The organism is Amycolatopsis sp. (assembly GCF_035546795.1).
In the GTDB taxonomy this organism is placed as follows: Bacteria; Actinomycetota; Actinomycetes; order Mycobacteriales; family Pseudonocardiaceae; genus Amycolatopsis_E.
Genome location: NZ_DASZWC010000051.1, coordinates 117,824 through 139,776, shown reverse-complemented (window position 1 = coordinate 139,776; position 21,953 = coordinate 117,824). Strand labels below are relative to the sequence as shown.

Below are 21,953 nucleotides of genomic sequence, written 5' to 3'. Positions count from 1 at the left end.
TCAAGCAGACCGCTCGCCCAGCCGCGGGAAGGGCTCAGTGGAGAAAATCACTTCCACGCCGACCTCGAAGTACTGCGCGATCTTCAGCGCCAGGTAGAGCGACGGGCTGTACTCGCCGCGCTCCAGGTAGCCGATGGTCTGGTAGTGCACCCCGAGCGCGTCGGCGAGCTGCCGCCGCGAGATCCCGCGCTCCGCACGCAGCATGGCGATGCGGTTGTGGATCGTCTCGCTAGTACTCATCGTGGTGCTCGCAGCATCGCCTTCTCGCGGCGGGCGGCCACACTCGAACCGGACTCACGACGGGCCATCCTACGCAGGATGATCGGCGCGGCCACGAGCCCCACGATCGCCCACATCGCGAGCACCCCCACGGTTTCCAAGGGCCGCCAGGAATGCGTCAGCTCCACGGCCGAGAGGCTGTTCGGCAGCAGCGCCGAGCGAGTGCCGAGGCCCAGCCAGTAGATCGGGAAGATCTGACCGACCCCCTGCAACCACGTCGGCAGGGCGGTGATCGGGTAGAAGACCCCGGAAACCGCGACGATCCCCATCGTCGGCAGCATGATCATGCCCATGCTCCGCGGGCTGCTCAGCAGCGAGCCCAGCACCGCCCCGATCGGCATGGTCGCGATCAGGCCCAGCACCAGCACCCACAGCAGGGTCAGCCACGAGCCGACGGTCAGCTCCAGCCCGTCGAACAGGAACACGCCGGGGATCAGCACGAGCGCGATCCCGATCAGGGTCATGCCGCTGACCTGCACGATCTTGCCGACGAGGTAGCCGAACATCCCGTTCGGCACGGCCTTCGCCCGCAGCAGCGTGCCGTCCTCGCGTTCGGTGGTCAGCTGGGTGGCGAGGTTGATCAGCCCGCCGAGCGCCACGTTCATGCCGATCACGCCGGGCAGGGTCAGCGAGCTGAGCGAGAAGTTCATCCCGGGCACGCCCGACCCGCGCATGAAGATCATCACCACGATCAGCGCCACGGCCGGGAACAGGTAGGCCCACAGGTCCTGCGGGGTGGTCAGGGTGTGCCGCAGCTCGATGCGGCCACGGGCGATCCCGGACCGGCCCGCGGTCGTGATGGCGCTCATGCCGCACCCTCTTCGAACCGGCGGGTCAAAGCCATGTACGTGTCCTCCAGGCTGGCCCGGCGGACTTCCAGGTCCTCGATCGCTTCGCCGTACTGCAGGAACAGCTCGTGCACGAACTTCGTCGCCTGGTCGCTGGTGTGCACGAAACGCCGGCCGTCCCTGGTCCACTTGATCTCGGCGCCGGTGGTCATCCGGCGGGACAGCTCGTCGGCCGAACCGTCGGCGATGATCGAGCCGCCGGCCAGGATCAGGATCCGGTCGGCCAGCTTCTCCGCCTCGTCCAGGTCGTGCGTGGTGAGCAGGATGGTCGTCTCTTCGTCGTCGGAAAGCCGGTGCACCAGGTCGTGGAACTCGCGGCGCGCCTCCGGGTCGAAGCCCGCCGTGGGCTCGTCGAGGAACAGCAGCTCGGGGCGCCCGACGATGCCGATCGCCACGTCGAGCCGCCGCCGCTGGCCGCCGGAGAGGCTCAGCACCCGCTTGCCCGCGTGCGGGGTCAGGCCGACGGTGTCGACCAGTTCGTCCACGTCCCACGGGCGGCTGACCTGCGGCGTCGAGTAGTCGGCGTAGAACGAGCCGATGTTCTTCAGCAGCTCGCGGACCCGCCATTTCGAGTGGTCACGCCAGGACTGCAGCACGACGCCTAGCCGCGCGCGCCAGGCCTCGTCGCCGCGTGCCGGATCGATCCCGAGCACCCGGACCTCCCCGGCCGAGCGCAGCCGGAACCCCTCGAGGATTTCCACGGTGGTGGTCTTGCCCGCGCCGTTCGGCCCGAGCAAGGCCACCACCTCCCCCTTGCGTGCGTTGAAGTTCACGCCGTTGAGCACATCGTTGTTGCCGTACCGCATGCGCAGGTCACGCACGTCGAGCACGAGCTCGGTGCCCGTTGCGCCAACCGGGTGCGCCACCGTCGCGGTCCCTCCCAGGACTGTCATAGGACTTCTCCCCATTGTCGAGATCCTGCGATGGAATGTAGCAGGTGTGCTACATATCTTCCAAGTCCTGCTCTGGGGTGCGCATGGAACGGCCGTTTACAGTGAGGACATGTCTCTTCCGGCGCGCGCTCGACCCGATGCGTGCCCGGGTGTATTCGCCACCCACGACGCCGCGGACGGTGCGCTGGCCAGGGTCCGGTTGCCGGGCGGTCGCGTGACTGCCACGCAACTGTGGGTGTTGGCCGATTGCGCCGAGCAGTTGGGCGACGGGGCGGTGCACCTGACCTCGCGAGGGAACGTGCAGCTGCGCGGGCTCTCGCGGGACACCGGCGAACTGGTGGCGCGCTTGTCCGACGCGGGCCTGTTGCCCGCGCCTTCGCACGAGCGCGTGCGGAACTTCCTTGCTTCGCCGTTGAGCGGTCTCGCCGGCGGGTTCGTGGACGTGCGGCCGCTGGTCGCCGAACTGGACGCGGCGGTGTGTGCTCGGCCGGAGCTGGCCGGGTTGCCCGGACGGTTCCTCTTCGCACTCGACGACGGGCGTGGCGACGTCGCGGCCGAGGACGCGGATGTGTGCTGGCAGGCGACAGCCGATGGTGCCGGCACACTGTTGCGCGCCGGGCAGCCGGTGGGCCCGGAGCCGGATCCGGTGCGGGCGCTGGTGCGGGAAGCCTTGCGGTTCATGGAGATTCGCGGTGACGCGTGGCGGATGAGGGAGCTGCCGCAGTTCGCGGACGCGCCGAAACGCCCGGCCCGTCCAGTGCCAGTGGGGGAGTTCAGGCGTGCCGACGGCGGTCGGGGTTTGTGCCTCGCGCCCCTGTTCGGCGAGCTGTCCGCCGCCTCGCTCCGACTGCTTGCGGAGTCGCCGGAGGTGGTCGTGACGCCGTGGCGGACCGTGATCGTGCCCGAGTTCCGCGCGGAACTGGCGGAGCTGTCGTCAGACAGCCAGGTGAGCGCGTGCATCGGCACGCCCGGTTGCGCGAAGTCGCGAGCCGACGTGCGAGGCGACGCGCGGCGGGTGTCCGCGCACGCACACTTCTCCGGCTGCGAGCGGCGGTGCGGGAAGCCCCGCGACGCGGCCGACGTGGTCGCCGAGAATGGCGGCTACCGCGTCGAAGGCACCTGGGTGCCGGTCGAGCGGGTCGCGGAGTTGTTGGTACAGAAGGGAAATCCGTGATCGACTACATCAGGGACGGGGCGGAGATCTATCGCCACTCGTTCGCCACCATCCGCGAGGAGGCCGACCTCGCGATCCTGCCCGAGGACCTGGAGCCGGTGGCGGTCCGCATGATCCACTCCTGCGGGATGGTCGATCTGGTCGACGACCTGGCCTACTCGCTGGAACTCGTGGACTCCGCCCGCGCGGCCCTGAAAGCCGGCGCGCCCGTGCTGTGCGACGCGCAGATGATCGCCAGCGGCATCACCAGGCGCCGGCTGCCCGCGGACAACGAGGTGCTGTGCACCCTGTCCGAACCGCAGGTCCCCGGGCTCGCCGAACGGATGGGCACCACCCGGTCGGCGGCGGCGCTGGAACTGTGGCGGGACAAGCTCGCCGGCTCGGTGGTGGCGATCGGGAACGCCCCGACCGCGTTGTTCCGCCTGCTGGAGATGCTGGCCGAAGGCGCCGGGGTGCCGGCCGCGATCATCGGTGTGCCAGTGGGTTTCGTCGGTGCGGCGGAGTCCAAAGTGGAGCTCGCGAAGCGGGCACCCGCGCCCTATCTGGTGGTGCACGGGCGGCGTGGCGGCAGTGCGATGGCCGTGTCCGCGGTGAACGCGTTGGCGAGTGAGGTCGAATGAGCACCGGTAAACTGTGGGGCGTCGGGCTCGGTCCCGGTGATCCGGAGCTGATGACCGTCAAGGCGGCGCGGCTGATCAACGAGGCGCAGGTGATCGCCTACCACAGCGCCCGGCACGGCCGCAGCATCGCGCGTTCGGTGGCGGAGCCGTATCTTCGGGCGGGGCAGATCGAGGAGGCGCTGGTCTACCCGGTCACCACCGAGACCACCGAGCACCCCGGAGGTTACGAGGGCGCGATCGCGGAGTTCTACGAGCTGAGCGCGAAGCGGCTGGCCGAGCACTTGGACGCGGGACGCGACGTTGTCGTGCTGTGCGAAGGGGATCCGTTCTTTTATGGGTCCTATATGTACATGCACGAACGCCTGTGCGACCGGTACGATGCCGAGGCCGTGCCGGGCGTGACCTCGGTGAGCGCGGCTTCGTCGGTGCTGGGCCGTCCTTTGGTGCAGCGGGACGAGGTGCTGACGGTGCTGCCGGGCACGTTGCCCGCGCCGGAGCTGGCGCGCCGCTTGGCCGACACCCAGGCGGCTGCGGTGCTGAAACTGGGCCGCACCTTCGGTTCTGTGCGGGAGGCGCTGGCCGAGGCGGGCAAACTCGACGATGCTTTCTACATCGAGCGGGCAACCTGGCAGGCCCAACGGGTGGAGCCGTTCGCCGATGTCGATCCGGAGTCGGTGCCGTACTTCTCGCTCGCGCTGGTGCCCAGTCCTGCTTATGCGGCAAGGAAGTCCGGTATCGTCGAGGAACCGCGCGAGCCGTTGGCCGTAGGTGAGGTCGTGGTCGTCGGGCTGGGTCCGGCGGGTCCGGAATGGCTGACGCCGGAGGCCGCGGCAGCGCTGGAGGAAGCCGAGCACATCGTCGGCTACGGCCCGTATGTCGCGAAGGTTCCCCAGCGTGCAGGGCAGCAACGGCACGCTTCGGGCAACCGCGTCGAGGCCGGACGCGCCCGCGATGCCCTGGAACTCGCGCGGGGTGGGGCCAGGGTCGCGGTGGTCTCGTCCGGCGATCCCGGGGTTTTCGCGATGGCTTCGGCGGTGCTGGAACAGGCTGCGGTGCTGGAGAAACCGATGTCGGTGCGCGTCATCCCGGGCGTGACGGCCGCGCAAGCGGCGGCTTCCCGGGTCGGCGCGCCGCTCGGGCACGACTACTGTGTGCTTTCGCTGTCGGATCGCTTGAAGCCTTGGGAGATCATCGAAAAACGCCTCGACGCGGCCGGCGCGGCCGACTTGGCGCTGGCGATCTACAACCCGGCTTCACGCACGCGGACCACGCAACTGGCGCAGGCGCGGGAAATCCTGCTCCGGCACCGGGACCCGGGCACCCCGGTCGTAGTGGCGCGCGATGTCGGCGGCCCGGAGGAGTCGGTGCACGTGACCACCCTCGGCGACCTGGACCCCGCGACGGTCGACATGCGCTGCCTGCTCATCGTGGGCTCGTCACGGACACAGGTGACGAACGGCCAAGTCTGGACCCCACGCAGCTACTGAAACCGCCCAGCCGCCGCCCGGCAGCGCAACCGCCACGACTACCCCCGCCCACACCCCACCCTCGAACCGATCCCCAGCGCCCTCAGCGGTCGTCGTGCCGTGTCAAGGCATCTTTTCCCGCCTTGACGTGGTGCGGCGACCGCTGAACACTGCGCGGATTGGGGCGGGGGTGGGGTCCCAGAGCGCGCTCTGCGCGCGGACGTTGCTGTTGCCACGCAAGGGAAATCGCGCAAGTCCAAAGATTGAAGGATCTCCTCGCCGGAGGGGCAGGCTCAAGGATGGCCAGGGAAACGCAGTCAGCTCACGTCGAGGAAGTGGTTGCGTGGGTGGTCATCCCGTCGCCTACTTCCAGGAGTATCACTTTGAGCCAGACCCGCAATCTTGCGTCGTCGGCCGCCGGGCATGCCGGAGGTGCGGGCCCGACTCAAAGTGATTTCGGGGTCGCAGGCGACGGGATGACCACTCGACTCGGTTGAGCGCAAAGAAAAGGCCCCCGCACCGTTGGTGCGGGGGGCCTCTCCCTTATCGAGTCTCCGTGGACCCGTTCGGCTGTTGTGGGCCGGGGCCGGGGGAATACCAGCCCCACACGGTCTTCTCCCCGTGCTCCACATGCGGCGCGACGCCCTCGGTATACGGCTCGACCTGCATCAGCTGGCCCCAGGACTGCCCGGGATCGCCCTCGAGGTAGCTCGGCACCTCCGGCTCGGACGCGACCTCTTCCAGCCACCCGAGCGGACCGCCACCGATGTTGTCGGCGATGCCCGCTTCCGGCGCCAGCGTGCCCGCCGTGATCCGGTACGCGGGCACGGTCGAGATGCCGTCGTGCGAGGTGACCGGGTTCAGGCACGGGTAGACGAACGCGGCAGGCCAGTCCATGTACACCGGCGCGCTGCCGACGCGCTGAGTCAGCGTCGTGAACGTCGGTACGCGGGGCGCGCTCACGGCGACCCAGCCGTCGTCGGTCACGTCGTTGTCCTGGGCGACGACGCGCACCAAAGTCGCGTTGGCCGGGGTGTCACCCAGTTGTACGCGCTGGTCGGCCCATTTGCCCTTGTCGTTGTCCGTGCCGTTGCCCGACGCCGTCCCGGCTCCGTTCGCCAGCACGGTGTCGCTCTTGACCACCTCGACACCCTGCGGGGTCTGCGCGCCGAACTCCAGCGCGACGTTCGTCGCCTTGCCCGCCGGGGCGGCGATGGCGACCGCGACCTGGGCGTTCGCCTTGTTCGCCGGCAGCGCGTACCAGTCGGTACGCAGCCTGCCCGTCGACGTGCCCGGGTCCTCGTGGTAGCTGCTCCACATCGGCACGGTGCTCGTGGTGAACCCGTGCGGCGGCCCGCTCAGCGGGTCGCTGTCGCCCTCGGGGCTGGTGTGGAACCCGGATTCGGTCTTGCCGTTGTCCTCGTCGGTGGGCGGCAGGCCGGGCGTGGTCTCCTTCTTCACCGGCACGGTCTGCGCCGACACTGGCTTGAGCACGCTCGAAACCGGGTCCTGCTCCACCATCACATGGTCGGACAGGTTGCAGCTCTTGCCGAAGACGTGCGCCACGTTCGCGGCGCCGAGGCTGTAGCTGTCCCACTGTTTCTGGATCGCCTTGCCCATGCTGGCGAACTCGAACGCCACGACCGCGCCACAGACCACGACCAGCGACAGCGAGCCGAGTTTCAGCGCGCGGCCCCGTTGCCGGGCGGTGACGGGTGGTGGCAGCCCGGGTTTCTGCATCCGCACGTTCTCCACGAACGCGAACACCGCCGCCACCGCGGCCGCCGCCAGCAGCAGCGTGGACAGGCGGAAACCGTGGATGGACGGCGCCTTGTCGAACCACGGCACGCCGAGGCTGGACACGAACCAGTACGCGTTCGGCCCTGTCGCGGCGAGTGCGGCGACCACCAGCAAGCCGGCCAGGAACGCCGCCCGGTTGCGTTTCGAGCGCAGCACTGTCGAGCTCGTGGCCAGTGCCGTGAGCGCGGCCATCGCCGAACCGACGGCGGCGAACGCGCCGAAGTGGTGGGTCCACTTCGTCGGGGTCAGCGCCAGCAGCAGGAAGAACAGCGCGGTGGTACCGATCAGGCGCCGGGCCGGGCCGAGGGCCGCGCCCTGGATACGCCCGCGACGCAGCAGCACGACCAGGCACGCGCCGGTGCACAACATCAGCAACAGCACCGGGAACCGGCGTGTCATGGAGCCGTCGGCGCTGTCGGCGAACAGCAGTTCATACCGCGAAAGCTCGTCGTACCATGGCAGGTTCGGGCCGACGTTGCCGCGCAGCCGGGTGGCCTCGCTGACCGTGGCGAACGTCTGGTCGGCGAAGACCACTACGAGCACCATGAACCCCGCGGCGGCGATCGGCGCCAGCACCGGCAGCCAGCCGCCCTGCTTCGCGCGGGCTCGCAGCATCTGGAACAACGGCCTCGCCGCGACCAGGAAGGGCGCTACGGCGATGAGCGCCGTCGGTGTCGCGGCGAGCGCGAAGGCCGCGGCCAGCAGGCCGAGGCACAGCGGCAGCAGCCGCCGGGTGACCAGCGTCCGCTCGACCGCGCACAGCGCGAGCAGGGAGCCCAGCGCGGCCCACGGCTCGGGGCGCACGCCGTTGTTGAACGGCAGCCACCACACCAGGAACACCATGGCGGCGGCCCAGCTCGCGGCCCGGCTGGTGCGGACCTGGTTGCCCAGCCGTGGCATCACTTCGCGGCTGATCAGCAGCCAGCTGATCACGGCGATCAGGAACGACGGCAGCCTGATCCAGGGCGGCACCGTGGACACCGTGGACATCAGCTCGTAGATGTGGTCGTTCCAGCCGAACGGGGCTTCGGCGACCCCGAACCACCGGTGGTAGTTGGTCAGATAGCCGACCTGGTCGGCGACTCTGGCCATGGTCAGGATGTAGCCGTCGTCGGAGGTCACCGGGCCGATGAACACCCACGCGCCCAGCACCCCGATCACGGTGAAGTCCCGTGGCGTGAGCTTCCACCAGCCGATCGGCGCCCAGCGTGGCGCCCGGCGGGCACCGCCGCGGTCCACCTTGTTCACCGCGATCAGGCAGCCGATCAGGGACAGCACCCCGAACACGCCGATCCCGACCTTCAACCCGGTCGGCGACGACTGGTAGCGGGTGTCCGGGGTGATGGACACACTCATCCCGGCGATCGGGTCCTTGGCCGAGGTGATGTCGGTGTAGATGCCGACCACCCGGCCGCGCACGTCACCGTCGGAGTCGAACACCGGCGTGCCGGCGATCTTCAGTGTGGTGTGCGTGGCATCGGAGGTGTAGGTGACGTCACAGCCCGTGGCGGGCAGCTCCTGGCGGGCGACCTGCTGACCACGGTTGAACGCCGTCAGCGTGCCCTTCTCCACGCGCATGAACACGCCCGCGCCCTCGCCGGTGCGCGCACCGGGGACGGTGGAGAACAGCAGCGCCCCGCCGGGGGCCCGGTTGTTCACCGACTGGATCGTGGCGCACGGGAGCTGGACCGTCATCTGCTGCGCCCAGTACGCGGTCAGCGGCGCGTTCACCGGGCGCGTGTCGCTGCCCACCGGCCACGTGATGCGGGCCGTGTCCTGGACGACGGGCAGGAACGGGAACGCGATCGCGCTGACGGCCGCGAACAGGCCGAGCACGATCGCCAGCCATCGCCACAGCAGCTTGCGCGGTCTGTCTGAGGCTGTGGTCTCCGGAGTCGCCTGGTCCGGATCGGTCACCTCATCGGGGGTGACTGTTGGCGTCCTGCTGGCCATCCACATTGAACGAACGCTATCGCCCTACGGTCAGAAGATTTCTTCGGGTTCTACGGTCAGGGATTATGCACGCCCGCCCGTCGGCCGAAACGTTCGAGATGGGTTGCGGCCGCGAGCGGTCGCCTGCTGCGCCAGCCGTGCCGCTCCAGATCCGGCGTTTCGTGCAACCGGCTCACCCCGCCGACACACAGCCACGCGACCGGCCGGATTCCCGCCGGAATTCCCAGCAAGGAGGCCAGAAACTCCTCGCGGTAGAAGCTCACCCAGCCGACGCCGAGGCCCTCCGCGGTGGCCGCGAGCCACAGGTTCTGGATGGCAAGGCACACCGAATACAGCCCGGCGTCGGCGATGGCGTGCCTGCCGAGCACATCGGGCGCGCCGCGGGCGGGGTCGTAGGTGACGACGATGCCGAGGCTGGCTTCGAGGATGCCCTCGATCTTGATCCGCCGGAACGTCGCGGCCCGCTCCGCGTCCAGCGACTTGTCGAAAACTTCACGTTCGGCGAGCACGTGTTCGTGGAACGCGGTGCGGGTTTCCTTGCTGGACACCAGAACGAAATCCCACGGTTGCGTCAGGCCTACGCTCGGTGCGGCGTGCGCGGCGGTCAGCACGCGGCTGAGCACGTCCTCGGGAATCGGTTCGCCGGTGAACTCGGCCCGCACGTCACGCCGTCGTGTGAGCACTTCGTAGAACGCGTTGGTCATGCCTTCAGCATCGCTGACACCCAGGCCACCGCGGCGGGCACATCCTCGACGGTGGTGGTTTCGGGGCGGTCGGGGCGTTTGACGACGACGACCGGTATGCCGCGTTCCCGTGCGGCGCGCAGTTTCGCCGTCGTCATCGTGCCGCCGCTGTCCTTGGTGACGAGGACGTCGATGCGGTGGTCGCGCAGTAGGGCGGATTCGCCGTCGAGGTCGTAGGGGCCGCGGTCGAGCAGGATCTCGATCCTCGGCGGCAGCGGCGGTTCCGGTGGATCGACGCAACGGACGAGGAACCACGCGCGGGTGCACCGGGCGAACGCGGCCAGACCCTGGCGCCCGCTGGTGAGGAAGATCCTTTCGCCGAGTTCGGTGCTCTTGTCGGCGGCCTCGTCCAGGGAGTTCACCCAGTGCCATTCGTCACCCGGGCCGGCCTGCCAACCCGGTCGCTGCAGCCGGAGCAGCGGCACGCCGGCCGCGCGCGTGCCCTCGAAGGCCGAAGCGCCGATGCGTTCGGCGAAGGGGTGCGTGGCGTCGACAACGGCCTCGACGTGGTTCTCGGCCAGCCAGCGGGCGAGACCGTCCGGGCCGCCGAAGCCGCCGACGCGTACTTCGCCGAGAGGCAGACGCGGGTTCGCGACGCGGCCCGCGAGCGACGAGACCACGTGCACGCCGCGCGCCACCAACTCGGCCGCGAGGGCGCGTGCCTCCCCGGTCCCTCCGAGCACCAGAATCATGGCAGTCATAATCCCTGTTCATGCGGTACGGCTGGACCACCGGGGCGTGTGCCACCGCGGCGACGACAGCCGCGTACACCGCGCTGCTCACCGGTGAGTTTCCCGACCCGGTCGAGGTGCTGCTGCCGAAGAACCGCCGCCCGGCGTTCGCGCTGGCAACCGAGTCACTGGCGCCGGGCTCGGCGAGCGCGGGCGTGATCAAAGATGCCGGGGACGATCCGGATGTCACGCACGGTGCGCTGATCGTGGCGACGGTGTCCGCCGGTGAGCCGGGCAGCGGCGTGACTTTCCGTGCGGGACAAGGGGTCGGCACGGTCACCCTGCCCGGATTGCCGCTGGCGGTGGGCGAACCCGCGATCAATCCGGTGCCGCGACGGCTGATGACCGAAGCGGTCGCGCGGGTGGCCGCGGCGCACGGTGGGTCCGGGGATGTCGTGGTCGAGATATCGATTCCCGACGGCGAGGAGATGGCGCGCCGGACGTGGAATCCCCGGCTGGGGATCCTCGGCGGGCTGTCGGTGCTCGGGACGACGGGCGTCGTCGTGCCGTACTCGTGCTCGGCGTGGATCGACAGCATCCGCCGCGGCGTGGACGTCGCGCGGGCGCTGGGGCACGAGCATGTCGCGGGCGCCACCGGCAGTACGTCGGAGCGGGTGGTCGCCGAGCTGCACTCGCTGCCCGAGACGGCGTTGCTGGACATGGGCGATTTCGCCGGGGCGGTCCTGAAATACCTGCGCAGGCATCCCGTGCCACGTCTGACGCTGGCCGGTGGATTCGCGAAGTTCTCCAAGCTGGCGGCGGGGCATCTTGATCTGCATTCGCAGCGTTCCCAGGTGGATCTCCGGTTGCTGGCGTCGCTGGTGCCCGAGTCGCTGGCGCCGTCGATCACCGAAGCGAACACCGCCTTGCACGCGCTTCAACTTGCGCAGGCCGCCGGGGTGCCGCTCGGTGATCGTGTCGCGGAGCGCGCGCGGGCGGTGGCTGTGGAGGTGCTGGAGGGGGCGTCGATCGAGGTGGATGTCGTGGTGATCGACCGCGCGGGGGTGATCGTCGGCCGCGCAGGGTCTTGAACTCAGACTGAGTGGATGACCACCGACGCAACCACCTGCATGTGGTGACTGTGACTGCATTTCCCCGGCCATCCTTGAGCCTGCCCCTCCGGCGAGGAGATCTTTGAATCTTTGGACTTGCGCGATTTCCCTTGCGCTGCGACAGCAACGGCCGCGCGTGGCCGCGCTCTGTGCACCCCACCCCCGCCCCGATCGCGCAGTGTTCAGCGGTCGCCGCACCGTGTCAAGGCGGGAAGATGCCTTGACACGGCACGTCGACCGCTGAGGGCGCTGGGGATCGGTTCGGTGGCGGGGTGGTGTGTCGGAGTGCGTTGCCGGGTGGCGGGTGGAGTCGTGAAACCCTTACAGGGCAATCACTTCTACTGCTTTTTCCAGGCCTTTGAAGTCTCCCGGGTTGCGCGTGTAGAGCGGCATGCCGTGTACCGAGGAGATGGCGGCGATTTGCAGATCCATCAACCGGGGTTTTGGCCGGCGGCCTGCCGCGAGCGTCAGTGAGACGAGTGTGCCGAATCGCGCGGCGGCCCGGCCGTCGAACGGGAGTGGCTCGAACTCCGCCAGCGCGGCGCCCAACTGCTCCGTGCGCGCCGCCCGTAGGGCCGGATCCTGTGCCATCGCCACGCCCTGGTGCAGTTCGGCGAGCGTGATCGCGGTGATTTCCGGGACTTGCGGCAATACCGCAGGATCCAGCACGGTCAGGTCGAGATAGGCGCAGGTGTCCAGCACCCCCGCCGCTGGCCGGTCAGCCACGGGGCCTCGTCCATGCGTCGGTGTCCTCCAGGTACTCGCCGGTCAGCTCCACCGAGATGTCCTCCCTTAGGGCCCGGGAATCCACCTTGGGCAGCGAACGGTGCCGTTCCACCAGCTCCTCCGCTGTCAGCTTCCGGCGGTGCGAAAGGGGGCGCAGCTCGGCGACTTCCACGCCGTTGCGCGTGATGTAGTACGTCTCGCCCGCCTCGACCGCATCCATCACGGCGGCCGAATTGTTCCTCAGTTCCCGCTGGGTGATGGTGTCCATGAACCCAGTGTAGCCCCATGTAGCACCACGTGCTACAGCCAGGCGGCGACGCCCTTGTGGCCGGAGCAGGTGCCCTGGCGGTGCTCGCTGAAGCTGTAGGTGCCGTCCTTGCAGCGGGCGGTCGCACCGGGCGGGGCGCTGTCGGCCTGTGTCGGGCGGGGGACGCAATGGCCCGAGCTGTTGATGTACGAGTCGTCACCACACGCGACCGGCGCCTTCGTGGTGGTCGTGCGTGGTGCGGCGACCGCGTGCGTCGTGGTGACCGGTGCCGGCGCGACGGAACTGGGCGGCGTGGTGGTCGGCGCGTCGACGGCCTGCGACGGCACCGGGACGGCGCTGCCGGGGATGGTCATCGTCGCGGACGTCGGCGAGCTGGTTCGGGTCGGCGCCGGGGCACCGGTGGCGGAGCAGCCACCGATCAGCACCATGCCACCGACGACAAGCCCGGTGACCCAGTGCCGACGCTTACGCGGAGTGGTCATGCAGGTGAGTCGCGAAGCGTCGCTCGGCCGTATCGGTCATCCGGTCACGAATCGGTTGCTACTCCCGAACTTTCCGTGACCGGGTCGAGGAGTACAGGAAGCTGTCCGGGAACGCCGCCGCGCCCAGCACCCGGCCGACGAAGATCACCGCCGCCCGGTTGATGCCCGCGTCCTGGACCTGGGCGGCGATGTCGGACAACGTTCCGCGCAGCACCTGTTGCTCCGCTTGGCTGGCGCGTGCCACCACGGCGGCCGGGCAGTCGGCGCCGTAGTGCGGCAACAGCTGGTCCACCACCTGCTCGATCCGGGTGATCGCCAGGTGCACGGCCAGCGTCGCGCCGGTCGCGCCGAACGCCGCAAGCGTTTCCGTGGACGGCATCGCGGTGGAACGGGCCTGCACGCGGGTGAGCACGAGGCTCTGCCCGACCGTCGGCACGGTCAGTTCGCGGCCGAGTTCCGCTGCCGCGGCAGCGAAAGCGGGCACGCCGGGCACCACCGCGTAGGGCACGCCGACGGCGTCGAGCCGGCGCATCTGTTCGGCCACCGCGCTGTAGATCGACGGGTCGCCGGAGCACAGCCTCGCCACGTCGTGCCCCTGCTCGTGTGCGGCCACCAGCTCGGCGATGATCTCGTCGAGGGTCAGGTCCGCGGTGTCGATCCGGCGCGCTCCCGGCGGGCAATGCGCGAGCAGATCCTCCGGCGTGAGGCTGCCGGGATACAGACAGACCTGGCAGCGGGCGAGCAGGTCGCGGCCCCGCACGGTGATCAGGTCGGCGGCGCCGGGGCCGGCGCCGATGAAGTGCACGGTCATTTCTGCTGGCTCCATTGGGTGACGGTTCGGGCGGGGCTCCAGCCGGTGAACCCGCCGAGCGGCGCGGCGTGTTCGACAGCGATCCGGACGAGTTCACCACCGTGCTCGGCGTAGGCGTTCGCCAGTGCTTGTTCGGACTCCAGCGTCACCGCGTGGGCGACGATCCGGCCGCCGGGCGCGAGTGCGTCCCAGCACGCGGGCCACGCCGTGAGGCCGCCACCGAGGAACACCGCATCGGGCGCCGGCAGGTCAACGAGCGCGTCCGGCGCGGAGCCCGTGACAACGCGGATGTCCGGCACACCAAGGTTTTCCGCGTTCCGGGTGATCCGCTCGGCCCGTGCCTGGACACGTTCGAGCGCGATCGCCCGGTTCCGCGGATGCGCCCGCGCCCATTCGACGGCCACACTTCCGGCGCCCGCGCCGACGTCCCACAGCAGCTCGCCGGGCGACGGCGCGAGGCGGGCGAGCGCCAGCGCGCGCAGGTCCCGTTTGGTGAGCTGGCCGTCGTGCTCGAAGGCGTCGTCCGGCAGACCGGGCAACGTGGGCAGGCCGCGGCCGACACAGTCCACAGCGACGATGTTGAGCGGATCCACCTCTGCCGACCAGGTGCGCGCGAGCCCGTCGATGCGCCGCTCCGCAGGTCCGCCGAGCTGCTCCAGCACGGTCATCCGGCTTTCGCCGAACCCGTGTGCCGTCAGCAGTTCCGCGATCTTCGCCGGGCTCGACGTGTCGGAGCTGAGCGCCAGTATCCGCGCCCCGTCGGTAAGCACCCGGGTGAGCCGGTGCACGTTCCGCCCGACGACGCTGACGACTTCGGTCTCTTCCGCGGACCAGCCGAGCCTCGCGCGGGCGAGCGTGACGGAGGACACGGCGGGCACGATCTCGACGTTCCCGAACCGCCGCACCAGTGTCGTGCCGATGCCCGAGAGCATCGGATCCCCGCTGGCCAGCACCCCGATCCGGGTGCCGGCGTGGTCGGCGAACAGCTCGTCCAGCGCGGGCAGCAACGGGCTCGGCCACGGGACTTTCGGCAGGTCGAGCGGCACGAGCGCGAGCTGCCGCGGGCCGCCGAAGAGCACGTCACAGGCAGCGATGGCGGCCCGCGCGTGGTCCGGCAGACCGGCCCAGCCGTCGGCCCCGATCCCGGTCACAACAATCGTCACGATCTCGAACCGTATGCGATGATGCCTGCCGACGGTCGTCGTGGAACCCGGTGCGAGCCCGGGGCGGTCCCGCCACTGTGACCGGCCGGTATCGGCCGGAAGCCAGAACTTCGGCGTCGTCGCGTGCTTTTCCCGGCACGGGGCCAGATCAGGCGGGCGCGGACCCGCTCGGAGCCAGAGGAGTGCAATGCGGCCGTACCCGTTCACCGCTGTCGTCGGGATGCCGGATCTGCGGTTGGCGCTGGTGTTGTCGGCCATCTCACCCGCGATCGGCGGGGTGCTCGTGCGTGGCGAGAAGGGCACCGCGAAATCCACGATGGTGCGTGCGCTCGCCGGGCTGCTGCCCGAGGTCGAGGTGGTGCGCGGCTGCCGGTTCTCCTGCGATCCCGCGGCGCCGGACCCGGCGTGCCCGGACGGTCCGCATTCCGGTCCGGCCGTGCGGCGCCCGGCCCGGCTGGTGGAGCTGCCGGTCGGCGCGGCGGAGGATCGCGTGGTCGGCTCGCTGAACCTGGAGCGCGCGCTCGCCGAGGGGGTCACCGACTACCAGCCGGGCCTGCTCGCCGCGGCGCATCGCGGGCTGCTGTATGTGGACGAGGTCAACCTGTTGCACGACCACCTCGTGGACACGCTCCTGGACGCGGCGGCGATGGGCCGCGCGACGGTCGAACGTGAGGGCGTGTCGGTGTCGCACGCGGCGAGGTTCGTCCTGATCGGCACGATGAACCCGGAGGAGGGCGAGCTCCGGCCGCAGCTGCTGGACCGGTTCGGGCTCACCGTCGAGGTGGCGTCGAGCCGGGACCCGGGGCAGCGCGCGGAGGTCGTCCGGCGGAGGCTGGCGTATGAGGCGGATCCGGACGCGTTCGCGGGCCGGTATGCCGCCGACGACGCCGAGCTGGCCAAGGAAATCCAGGCGGCACAGGAACTCCTGCCTTCGGTCGGGTTGACCGACGACGCGCTGCGGCAGATCGCGGAGGTGTGCGCGTCGTTCGAGGTCGACGGGATGCGGGCGGACATCGTCACGGCCCGCACCGCGGTCGCGCATGCGGCATGGAGCGGGCGGCCGGAAGTGTCCACAGAGGACATCCGTGTCGCGGCACGGCTGGCGTTGCCGCACCGGCGCCGCCGGAACCCGTTCGACGCGCCGGGAATCGACGAGGAGCAGCTGGAGCAGGCGCTGCAGGACGCCGAGCCCGAAGACCCTGGCCCGGACGACGACGGCCCCGGCTCGGGTTCGGCCCCGGATTCTCAAGGCACCGACGGGCAGGCGACGGACGGCCAGGACACCGACGGCGCGGGGCAACAGGGCGGCGGGGGCAGCAAACACGCCGCGGCGGGGAAGCCCTACCGGGCGCGGTTGTTCAAGGTCGCGGGCGTCGGCGAGGGAGAGCGCGGGCGACGTTCGCGGGCGGTGACCGACAGCGGACGGACGGTCGGTGTGCAGCCGCCGAGCGCGCGCGAGGGCAAGCCGCATCTGGTGGCGACGCTGCGAGCGGCGGCGCCGCATCAGCGTGGGCGTGGTCGCAGTGGCGCGGGATTGGTGCTGCGCAAGGGAGATCTGCGGTACGCGCTGCGCGAAGGCAACGAGGGCAACCTCGTGCTGTTCTGCGTGGACGCGTCCGGGTCGATGGGCGCGCGCTCGCGGATGCGTGAGGTCAAGGCAGCCGTGTTGTCGCTGTTGCTGGATGCCTATCAGCGCCGGGACAAGGTCGGCCTGATCACTTTCCGGGCCGGCGCGGCGGAGTTGGCGCTACCGCCGACGATCAGCGTCGAGGCCGCCGCTTCCCGTTTGGAGGCCCTGCCCACGGGCGGCCGGACTCCGTTGGCGGAAGGGCTTATCGAGGCCGCGCGGGTGCTGCGCGTCGAGTCGATCCGCGACCCGCGGCGGCGCCCGTTGCTCGTGGTGGTCACCGACGGCCGCGCGACGAGCGGGCCCGACGCCGTCCGCCGTGCGCAAGCGGCGGCCGGGCTGCTCGCGGGGGTCACGGCCGTGGTGATGGACTGCGAGACCGGGCGGATGCGCCTCGGCCTGGCCGCGGAGCTGGCCGGGCACCTCGGCGCGGAGCACGTGCCGCTCGGCGAGGTCGCCGCGGATTCCCTTGCCGGAGCGGTGAAATCCCGGTTGAACAGGGCCGCGTGATGGGCTCGGAGGGCAGTGTTCGTCCACGTGTGGCGTTGTCGCCAGGCGTCGTTCCCGGAGGCGAACCCGGTGAAAGCCGCGATGACGTCGAGCTCGGTGTCCCGGTGCTCCCGCGCGAGGTGCCCGGGCTTCGCCGCGGCGAACCGGCCGAGACCCACCTGGACGTAGGTGACCCCGCTGGACCACCGCGAGCGCTCGAGTTCGTCCTCCGGGCCGAGCCACGCCGCAAGATCGGAACTCATCGGACCAGCCTAGCCAGCACACCGAAGGAGGGCGGCTGATGCCGCAGGGCAAACCCGACGTGGTCCCGGACGACGGGCTCACCACCCGGCAGCGCCGCAACCGGCCGGTCTTCGCCGTGCACACGGGGCCGATGAAGGGCAAGTCGACGGCCGCGTTCGGGATGGCGTTGCGGGCCTGGAACCAGGGCTGGTCCGTCGGCGTGTTCCAGTTCGTCAAATCCGCGAAATGGCGGGTGGGCGAGGAGTCCGCGTTCCGCGCGCTCGGCAGGCTGCACGAGTCCACCGGCGAAGGCGGTCCGGTGGAGTGGCACAAGATGGGCGAGGGCTGGAGCTGGTCGCGCAAGGCGGGCAGCGACGAGGACCACGCCGCGAACGCCCGCGAGGGGTGGGCGGAGATCAAACGCCGGCTCGCCGCCGAAACCCACGGCTTCTACGTCCTCGACGAGTTCACCTACCCGCTGAAATGGGGCTGGATCGACGTGGCCGACGTGGTCGGCGCGATCACGTCGCGGCCCGGCCGCCAGCACGTGGTGATCACCGGCCGCGACGCGCCGGCAGAGCTGGTCGAGGCGGCGGATCTGGTGGTGGAGATGACGAAGGTCAAGCACCCGATGGACGCCGGGCAGAAGGGCCAGCGGGGGATCGAGTGGTAGCCAGGGTCGTCATCGCGGCCCCAGGGTCCGGGCACGGCAAGACGACGATCGCCGCGGGGCTGATGGCGGCGTTGCGGGCGCGCGGCGTCAAGGTGTCCGGGCACAAGGTGGGCCCGGACTTCATCGACCCGAGCTACCACGCGCTGGCCACCGGGATGCCGCCGCGCAACCTGGATCCCTTTCTGCAGAGCGAAGAACTGCTCGTGCCGCTGCTCCTGCACGGCGCCGCGGAGCTGGCGGTGATCGAGGGCGTGATGGGCCTGTTCGACGGCCGGCTCGGCACCGAGGGCTACGCCTCGACAGCGCACGTTGCCCGGCTTCTGGACGCGCCGGTGGTGCTGGTGGTGGACGCGAGCGCGGCCAGTCGCAGCGTCGCCGCGACGGTGCTGGGCTTCGCGAAGTACGACCCGCGGATCGAGCTGGCGGGCGTGATCCTCAACAAGCTCGGCTCGCAGCGGCACGAGGACGAGATCCGTGCCGCGCTCGCGCCGACCGGGATTCCGGTGCTGGGTGCGTTGCGCCGCAGCGAGGACATCCACGCGCCGAGCCGGCACCTGGGGCTGGTGCCCGCCGCCGAGCGTGCGGCCGAGTCGCTGCGGATGCTGCCGATGCTCGCCGAGTGGATCACGCGGGGCGTCGACCTCGAAGCCGTGGTCCGGGTGGCGCGCGGCGCGCCCGCGTTGGCCGGAAAGCCTTGGCAGCCCGAAGGTTCCTGGACCGGGAGACGTCGCGTGGTGGCCGCGGCGGCCGGCCCGGCGTTCACGTTCCGCTACACCGAAACAGACGAACTCCTTGCCGCGCGCGGGATCGACGTGGTCGAGCTGGATCCGTTGCGGGACAAGACCTTGCCGGACGAGTGCGCCGGTCTCTACTTCGGCGGCGGCTTTCCCGAGGTGCACGCCGAGGAGCTGTCGGCGAACGTGCCGCTGCGCGAGGAACTGGCCTCGGCGATCCACAATGGACTTCCGGTCGTCGCGGAATGCGCGGGGTTGCTGTACCTGTGCCGGGAGATCGACGGGATGCCGATGATCGGCGCGCTGGACGCGACGGCGCGGATGACCGAACGTGGCGCGCTCGGCTACCGGCGCGCGACGGCGCCCGCCGGGCATCTGCTCGCGCAGCCCGGTGAGGAGGTCACCGGGCACGAGTTCCATCGCACGGAAGTCCTTCCCCGGCAAGGGAAAGTCCCGGCCTGGGAGTGGGACGGCACGGCCGAGGGCTTCGCGTCGCCGACCTTGCACGCCTCATATCTGCACGTCCACTGGGCCGGGCACCCCCGGTTGGCGCGCCGGTTCGCGGCGGCGGTGCGCGCGGATGGCTGAATACGATCTGCATCATCACGGCGACACCGAGGTCGGTGCCGGGCTGGTGGACCTCGCCGTCAACGTGCGGCTGCCCGAACCGCCGGCGTGGCTGCGGCAGGAGCTGGCGGACGCGCTGACCGGCCTCGCGGCCTACCCGGACGCGAGCGAGGCGACGGCCGCCGTGGCCGAGAGACACGGCCGTTCATCCGGCGAAGTCCTCGTCACGGCCGGCGCGGCGGAAGCGTTCACCTTGCTGGCAACGGCTTTCCGTGGTCGGCACGCGGTCGTCGTGCATCCGCAGTTCACCGAGCCGGAGGCCGCGTTGCGGGCCGCGGGTCACGATGTGCGGCGCGTGCTGCTCTCCGGCGACTACCGGCTCGACCCGGCACTCGTGCCCGAGGACGCCGAGCTGGTATTCGCCGGCAATCCCACCAACCCGACTTCCGTCCTGCACCCGGCTTCCGCGCTGCTCGCACTGACGCGCCCCGGGCGGCTGGTCGTGGTGGACGAGGCCTTCCTCGATGCTGTCCCTGGCGAGCCGGAATCCCTTGCCGGGCAAGCGATTCCCGGAGTTGTGGTGATCCGCAGCCTGACGAAGACCTGGGGTATCGCTGGCCTGCGCGCGGGTTATGTGCTAGCCGAACCCGACGTGGTACGAAAGCTCAAGGCCGTGCAGCCGCCGTGGTCGGTTTCCACGCTCTCGGCCCGAGCTGTCGTCGCCTGCTGCCGTCAGGCCGCGCTCGACGAGGCTGCCCAGCTCGCTGTCGCCGCCGAGCAGGATCGGGAGAATCTCGTTGCGGGGCTGGCAGAACTGGGCCTCAAGGTGCTCGGTTCGCCGCGGGCGCCGTTCGTGCTCGTCGAAACTCCCGGCGCGGATCGGCTACGCCTCCGGTTGCGCGAGGCCGGTTACGCCGTCCGCCGCGGCGACACGTTTCCCGGGCTTGGTTCCGATCACCTGCGGATCGCGGTTCGGGACGAGGGCGTCACGGCTGGGTTTCTTCGCGCGCTGGCCGGCGTTCTCCCTCAGGTGTCGTAGGACGACCGATGACCAGCCGCTTCGGAGTTTGGAATTTACGATGGGCGTGTGACAGATGAGCGGGAGTTGTCGACACCGGTGCAGCCGCTTTCCGCCGCCAAGGCGGTGGCCGACCGGCTGATCGCCGCGATCGCGGTCGGCGACTACTCCGCGGGTGAACGGCTACCGGCCGAACGCGACCTCGCCGACATGCTCGAAGTGAGCCGGGTGACGGTCCGGGCGGCGCTCTCGGACCTCCGCGAGGCCGGTTATGTCGAAATCCGGCGCGGACGCTCGGGCGGCTCGTTCGTCCGGCAGGACTGGGGCGAGCGCACCGGGGGCGCGGTGCGCGATCTGCTGGGCAAAGATCGGGTACAACTGGAACACCTTTTCGACCTGCGGCGCCTGATCGAGTCGCTCATCGCACGCACCGCGGCCGAACGCCACACCCTGGAAGACGACGCGGCCATCCTCGGCGCGCTGAAACGGTACGAGCGCGCAGACGACGGTGTAAGCGCCCGCTCTGCCGACGTGGACCTGCACCGCACCATCGCGGCCGCGACGCACAACCCGCTGCTGGCCGACCTTGGCCGGCAGTTGCTCGCACAGGTGAGCCTCGGCGTCAGCCACGAGCCGTTCACCCCGCGCTCGCGGGAACTGGCCATCCCCCAGCACCGCGCGCTGGTCGAGGCGATCACCACCAGCGACCCCGACACAGCGGCGACCATCGCCGGGGAGCACTTCCGCATCACGGAACATGCCCTGCGCCACGCCGTCGACAAGGCAGGCACGGACTAACAAGCTCCGCCAGCCACGACCACCCCGTCCACGATCGGGGCACAAAGCGCGCTCTGTGCCGTTGCGGTCGCAACGCGAAACTCAAGCCAACCCCAAAAACACCGCCGCGGTCGCCACCTCGACACAGGCCCCGAGCACGTCCCCGGTGATCCCGCCCAGCCGCCGGGTGCACCGCCACAACAGCACCCCGGCCGCGAGATACCCGATCCCCACCGCCAACGGGCCCCGCCACCAAGGCAACCCCGGCAGCAACGCCGCCAGCCCCGCCGCAAGCGCGAAAACCAGCACTGCCAAGGGAATCGGCACTGACCCGGCAACCGTCGCCCCGAGACCCGACGGCCGCGCGGACGGTACGCCCCGCGCGCAGCACAACGAAAGCACACACCGCCCGGCCAGCACCCCGGCCACCGCGGCGCCCCAGCCACCGGCCGACAACGCTCCACATTGGACGATCAAGACCAGGACGAGCGTCGCCACGCCGGTAGGCCCGGAATCGCCGCGGCGCATGATCTCCAGCGCCCGCTCCCGGTCGTACGAGGCGCCGAGGCCGTCCGCCGTGTCCGAGAGTCCGTCGAGGTGCAGGCCCCGGCTGCCCAACGCGACCACGCCGACCGCGACACCCGCCGACGCGAGCCCAGGCAGCCCGAGGAGATGACCGCCCCACACCACCAACCCGGCCAGCGCCGCCAGCGGAACCACCGCCACGGGTGCGAGCAGCATGGCGCCGCTCGCGACCCGGCGGTCGATCCGGCTCGGTGGCGGGACCGGCAACGCGGTCAGGGTGCCGACGGCCAT

General features: G+C 70.5%; 21 protein-coding genes and 1 riboswitch. Of the genes, 9 read left to right on the top strand and 12 right to left on the bottom strand.

Annotated features, from left to right (window positions below):
• Genes VHD82_RS27095 through VHD82_RS27085 form a run of 3 tightly spaced genes read right to left on the bottom strand, consistent with a single transcriptional unit; the run spans nucleotide 1 to nucleotide 1,933 of the window.
• Nucleotides 1-240 carry a helix-turn-helix transcriptional regulator gene (locus VHD82_RS27095; RefSeq protein WP_325709887.1) on the bottom strand — a complete coding sequence of 80 codons (240 nt, stop codon included), beginning with the start codon at nucleotides 238-240 and terminating at the stop codon, nucleotides 1-3.
• A complete protein-coding gene (locus VHD82_RS27090; RefSeq protein WP_325709885.1) occupies nucleotides 237-1,088 on the bottom strand; it encodes an ABC transporter permease in 852 nt (283 codons plus the stop codon). The genes VHD82_RS27095 and VHD82_RS27090 overlap by 4 nt, the downstream gene beginning before the upstream one ends.
• Nucleotides 1,085-1,933, bottom strand: a complete 849-nt coding sequence (locus VHD82_RS27085) for an ABC transporter ATP-binding protein (protein ID WP_325710006.1) — start codon at nucleotides 1,931-1,933, stop codon at nucleotides 1,085-1,087. The genes VHD82_RS27090 and VHD82_RS27085 overlap by 4 nt, the downstream gene beginning before the upstream one ends.
• Nucleotides 1,934-2,129: 196 nt before the next feature.
• Here VHD82_RS27085 and VHD82_RS27080 point away from each other — a divergent pair, with 196 nt between their 5' ends.
• The 3 genes from VHD82_RS27080 to VHD82_RS27070 are packed head-to-tail and all read left to right on the top strand — an operon-like array spanning nucleotide 2,130 to nucleotide 5,301.
• Nucleotides 2,130-3,194: a precorrin-3B synthase gene (locus VHD82_RS27080; RefSeq protein ID WP_325709883.1), complete on the top strand. Its 1,065-nt coding sequence runs from the start codon at nucleotides 2,130-2,132 to the stop codon at nucleotides 3,192-3,194.
• Nucleotides 3,191-3,814 carry a precorrin-8X methylmutase gene (locus tag VHD82_RS27075; RefSeq protein ID WP_325709881.1) on the top strand — a complete coding sequence of 208 codons (624 nt, stop codon included), beginning with the start codon at nucleotides 3,191-3,193 and terminating at the stop codon, nucleotides 3,812-3,814. The genes VHD82_RS27080 and VHD82_RS27075 overlap by 4 nt, the downstream gene beginning before the upstream one ends.
• Complete coding sequence (locus VHD82_RS27070) at nucleotides 3,811-5,301, top strand: precorrin-2 C(20)-methyltransferase (protein WP_325709878.1); 1,491 nt, start codon at nucleotides 3,811-3,813, stop codon at nucleotides 5,299-5,301. Before VHD82_RS27075 ends, VHD82_RS27070 begins: the two co-directional genes overlap by 4 nt.
• A 522-nt stretch (nucleotides 5,302-5,823) precedes the next feature.
• Here the strand turns inward: VHD82_RS27070 and VHD82_RS27065 are convergent.
• The 3 genes from VHD82_RS27065 to VHD82_RS27055 all read right to left on the bottom strand — a co-directional run bounded on the left by VHD82_RS27065 (nucleotide 5,824) and on the right by VHD82_RS27055 (nucleotide 10,468).
• Nucleotides 5,824-8,997, bottom strand: coding sequence for an arabinosyltransferase domain-containing protein (locus VHD82_RS27065; protein WP_325709875.1), 3,174 nt, complete (start codon nucleotides 8,995-8,997; stop codon nucleotides 5,824-5,826).
• Between the two features lie 92 nt (nucleotides 8,998-9,089).
• A complete protein-coding gene (bluB, locus tag VHD82_RS27060; RefSeq protein WP_325709871.1) occupies nucleotides 9,090-9,737 on the bottom strand; it encodes a 5,6-dimethylbenzimidazole synthase in 648 nt (215 codons plus the stop codon).
• Complete coding sequence (locus VHD82_RS27055; protein WP_325709868.1) at nucleotides 9,734-10,468, bottom strand: cobalt-precorrin-6A reductase; 735 nt, start codon at nucleotides 10,466-10,468, stop codon at nucleotides 9,734-9,736. The genes bluB and VHD82_RS27055 overlap by 4 nt, the downstream gene beginning before the upstream one ends.
• 20 nt (nucleotides 10,469-10,488) lie before the next feature.
• On the opposite strand from VHD82_RS27055, the gene VHD82_RS27050 reads away from it, so the two are divergent.
• Nucleotides 10,489-11,538 (top strand): cobalt-precorrin-5B (C(1))-methyltransferase, encoded by a 1,050-nt coding sequence (locus tag VHD82_RS27050; protein WP_325709865.1) that lies wholly within the window; start codon nucleotides 10,489-10,491, stop codon nucleotides 11,536-11,538.
• 342 nt (nucleotides 11,539-11,880) lie between these two features.
• Here the strand turns inward: VHD82_RS27050 and VHD82_RS27045 are convergent, their stop codons facing one another.
• Genes VHD82_RS27045 through cbiE form a run of 5 tightly spaced genes read right to left on the bottom strand, consistent with a single transcriptional unit; the run spans nucleotide 11,881 to nucleotide 15,009 of the window.
• A complete protein-coding gene (locus VHD82_RS27045) occupies nucleotides 11,881-12,285 on the bottom strand; it encodes a type II toxin-antitoxin system VapC family toxin (RefSeq protein WP_325709862.1) in 405 nt (134 codons plus the stop codon).
• Nucleotides 12,278-12,553: a type II toxin-antitoxin system Phd/YefM family antitoxin gene (locus VHD82_RS27040; RefSeq protein WP_325709859.1), complete on the bottom strand. Its 276-nt coding sequence runs from the start codon at nucleotides 12,551-12,553 to the stop codon at nucleotides 12,278-12,280. Before VHD82_RS27040 ends, VHD82_RS27045 begins: the two co-directional genes overlap by 8 nt.
• 32 nt (nucleotides 12,554-12,585) lie before the next feature.
• A complete protein-coding gene (locus tag VHD82_RS27035) occupies nucleotides 12,586-13,035 on the bottom strand; it encodes a DUF3761 domain-containing protein (protein WP_325709856.1) in 450 nt (149 codons plus the stop codon).
• Between the two features lie 58 nt (nucleotides 13,036-13,093).
• Nucleotides 13,094-13,846: a precorrin-4 C(11)-methyltransferase gene (gene cobM, locus VHD82_RS27030; RefSeq protein WP_325709853.1), complete on the bottom strand. Its 753-nt coding sequence runs from the start codon at nucleotides 13,844-13,846 to the stop codon at nucleotides 13,094-13,096.
• Complete coding sequence (gene cbiE, locus VHD82_RS27025) at nucleotides 13,843-15,009, bottom strand: precorrin-6y C5,15-methyltransferase (decarboxylating) subunit CbiE (RefSeq protein ID WP_325709850.1); 1,167 nt, start codon at nucleotides 15,007-15,009, stop codon at nucleotides 13,843-13,845. The genes cobM and cbiE overlap by 4 nt, the downstream gene beginning before the upstream one ends.
• A 13-nt stretch (nucleotides 15,010-15,022) precedes the next feature.
• Nucleotides 15,023-15,155, top strand: a riboswitch (adenosylcobalamin (AdoCbl) riboswitch).
• Between the two features lie 41 nt (nucleotides 15,156-15,196).
• Here cbiE and VHD82_RS27020 point away from each other — a divergent pair.
• From VHD82_RS27020 to VHD82_RS27000, 5 genes are all read left to right on the top strand, one after another.
• A complete protein-coding gene (locus VHD82_RS27020; protein ID WP_325709847.1) occupies nucleotides 15,197-17,146 on the top strand; it encodes a putative cobaltochelatase in 1,950 nt (649 codons plus the stop codon).
• 280 nt (nucleotides 17,147-17,426) lie between these two features.
• Nucleotides 17,427-18,041: a cob(I)yrinic acid a,c-diamide adenosyltransferase gene (gene cobO / locus VHD82_RS27015; RefSeq protein WP_325709844.1), complete on the top strand. Its 615-nt coding sequence runs from the start codon at nucleotides 17,427-17,429 to the stop codon at nucleotides 18,039-18,041.
• Nucleotides 18,035-19,363 (top strand): cobyrinate a,c-diamide synthase, encoded by a 1,329-nt coding sequence (locus VHD82_RS27010; protein WP_325709841.1) that lies wholly within the window; start codon nucleotides 18,035-18,037, stop codon nucleotides 19,361-19,363. Before cobO ends, VHD82_RS27010 begins: the two co-directional genes overlap by 7 nt.
• Nucleotides 19,356-20,381, top strand: coding sequence for an Rv2231c family pyridoxal phosphate-dependent protein CobC (gene cobC, locus VHD82_RS27005; RefSeq protein WP_325709837.1), 1,026 nt, complete (start codon nucleotides 19,356-19,358; stop codon nucleotides 20,379-20,381). Before VHD82_RS27010 ends, cobC begins: the two co-directional genes overlap by 8 nt.
• A gap of 48 nt (nucleotides 20,382-20,429) precedes the next feature.
• On the top strand, nucleotides 20,430-21,158 hold the full coding sequence (locus VHD82_RS27000; RefSeq protein WP_325709834.1) for a FadR/GntR family transcriptional regulator: 729 nt from the start codon (nucleotides 20,430-20,432) through the stop codon (nucleotides 21,156-21,158).
• Nucleotides 21,159-21,239: 81 nt separating this feature from the next.
• Here the strand turns inward: VHD82_RS27000 and VHD82_RS26995 are convergent, their stop codons facing one another.
• On the bottom strand, nucleotides 21,240-21,953 hold the full coding sequence (locus tag VHD82_RS26995; protein WP_325709831.1) for an adenosylcobinamide-GDP ribazoletransferase: 714 nt from the start codon (nucleotides 21,951-21,953) through the stop codon (nucleotides 21,240-21,242).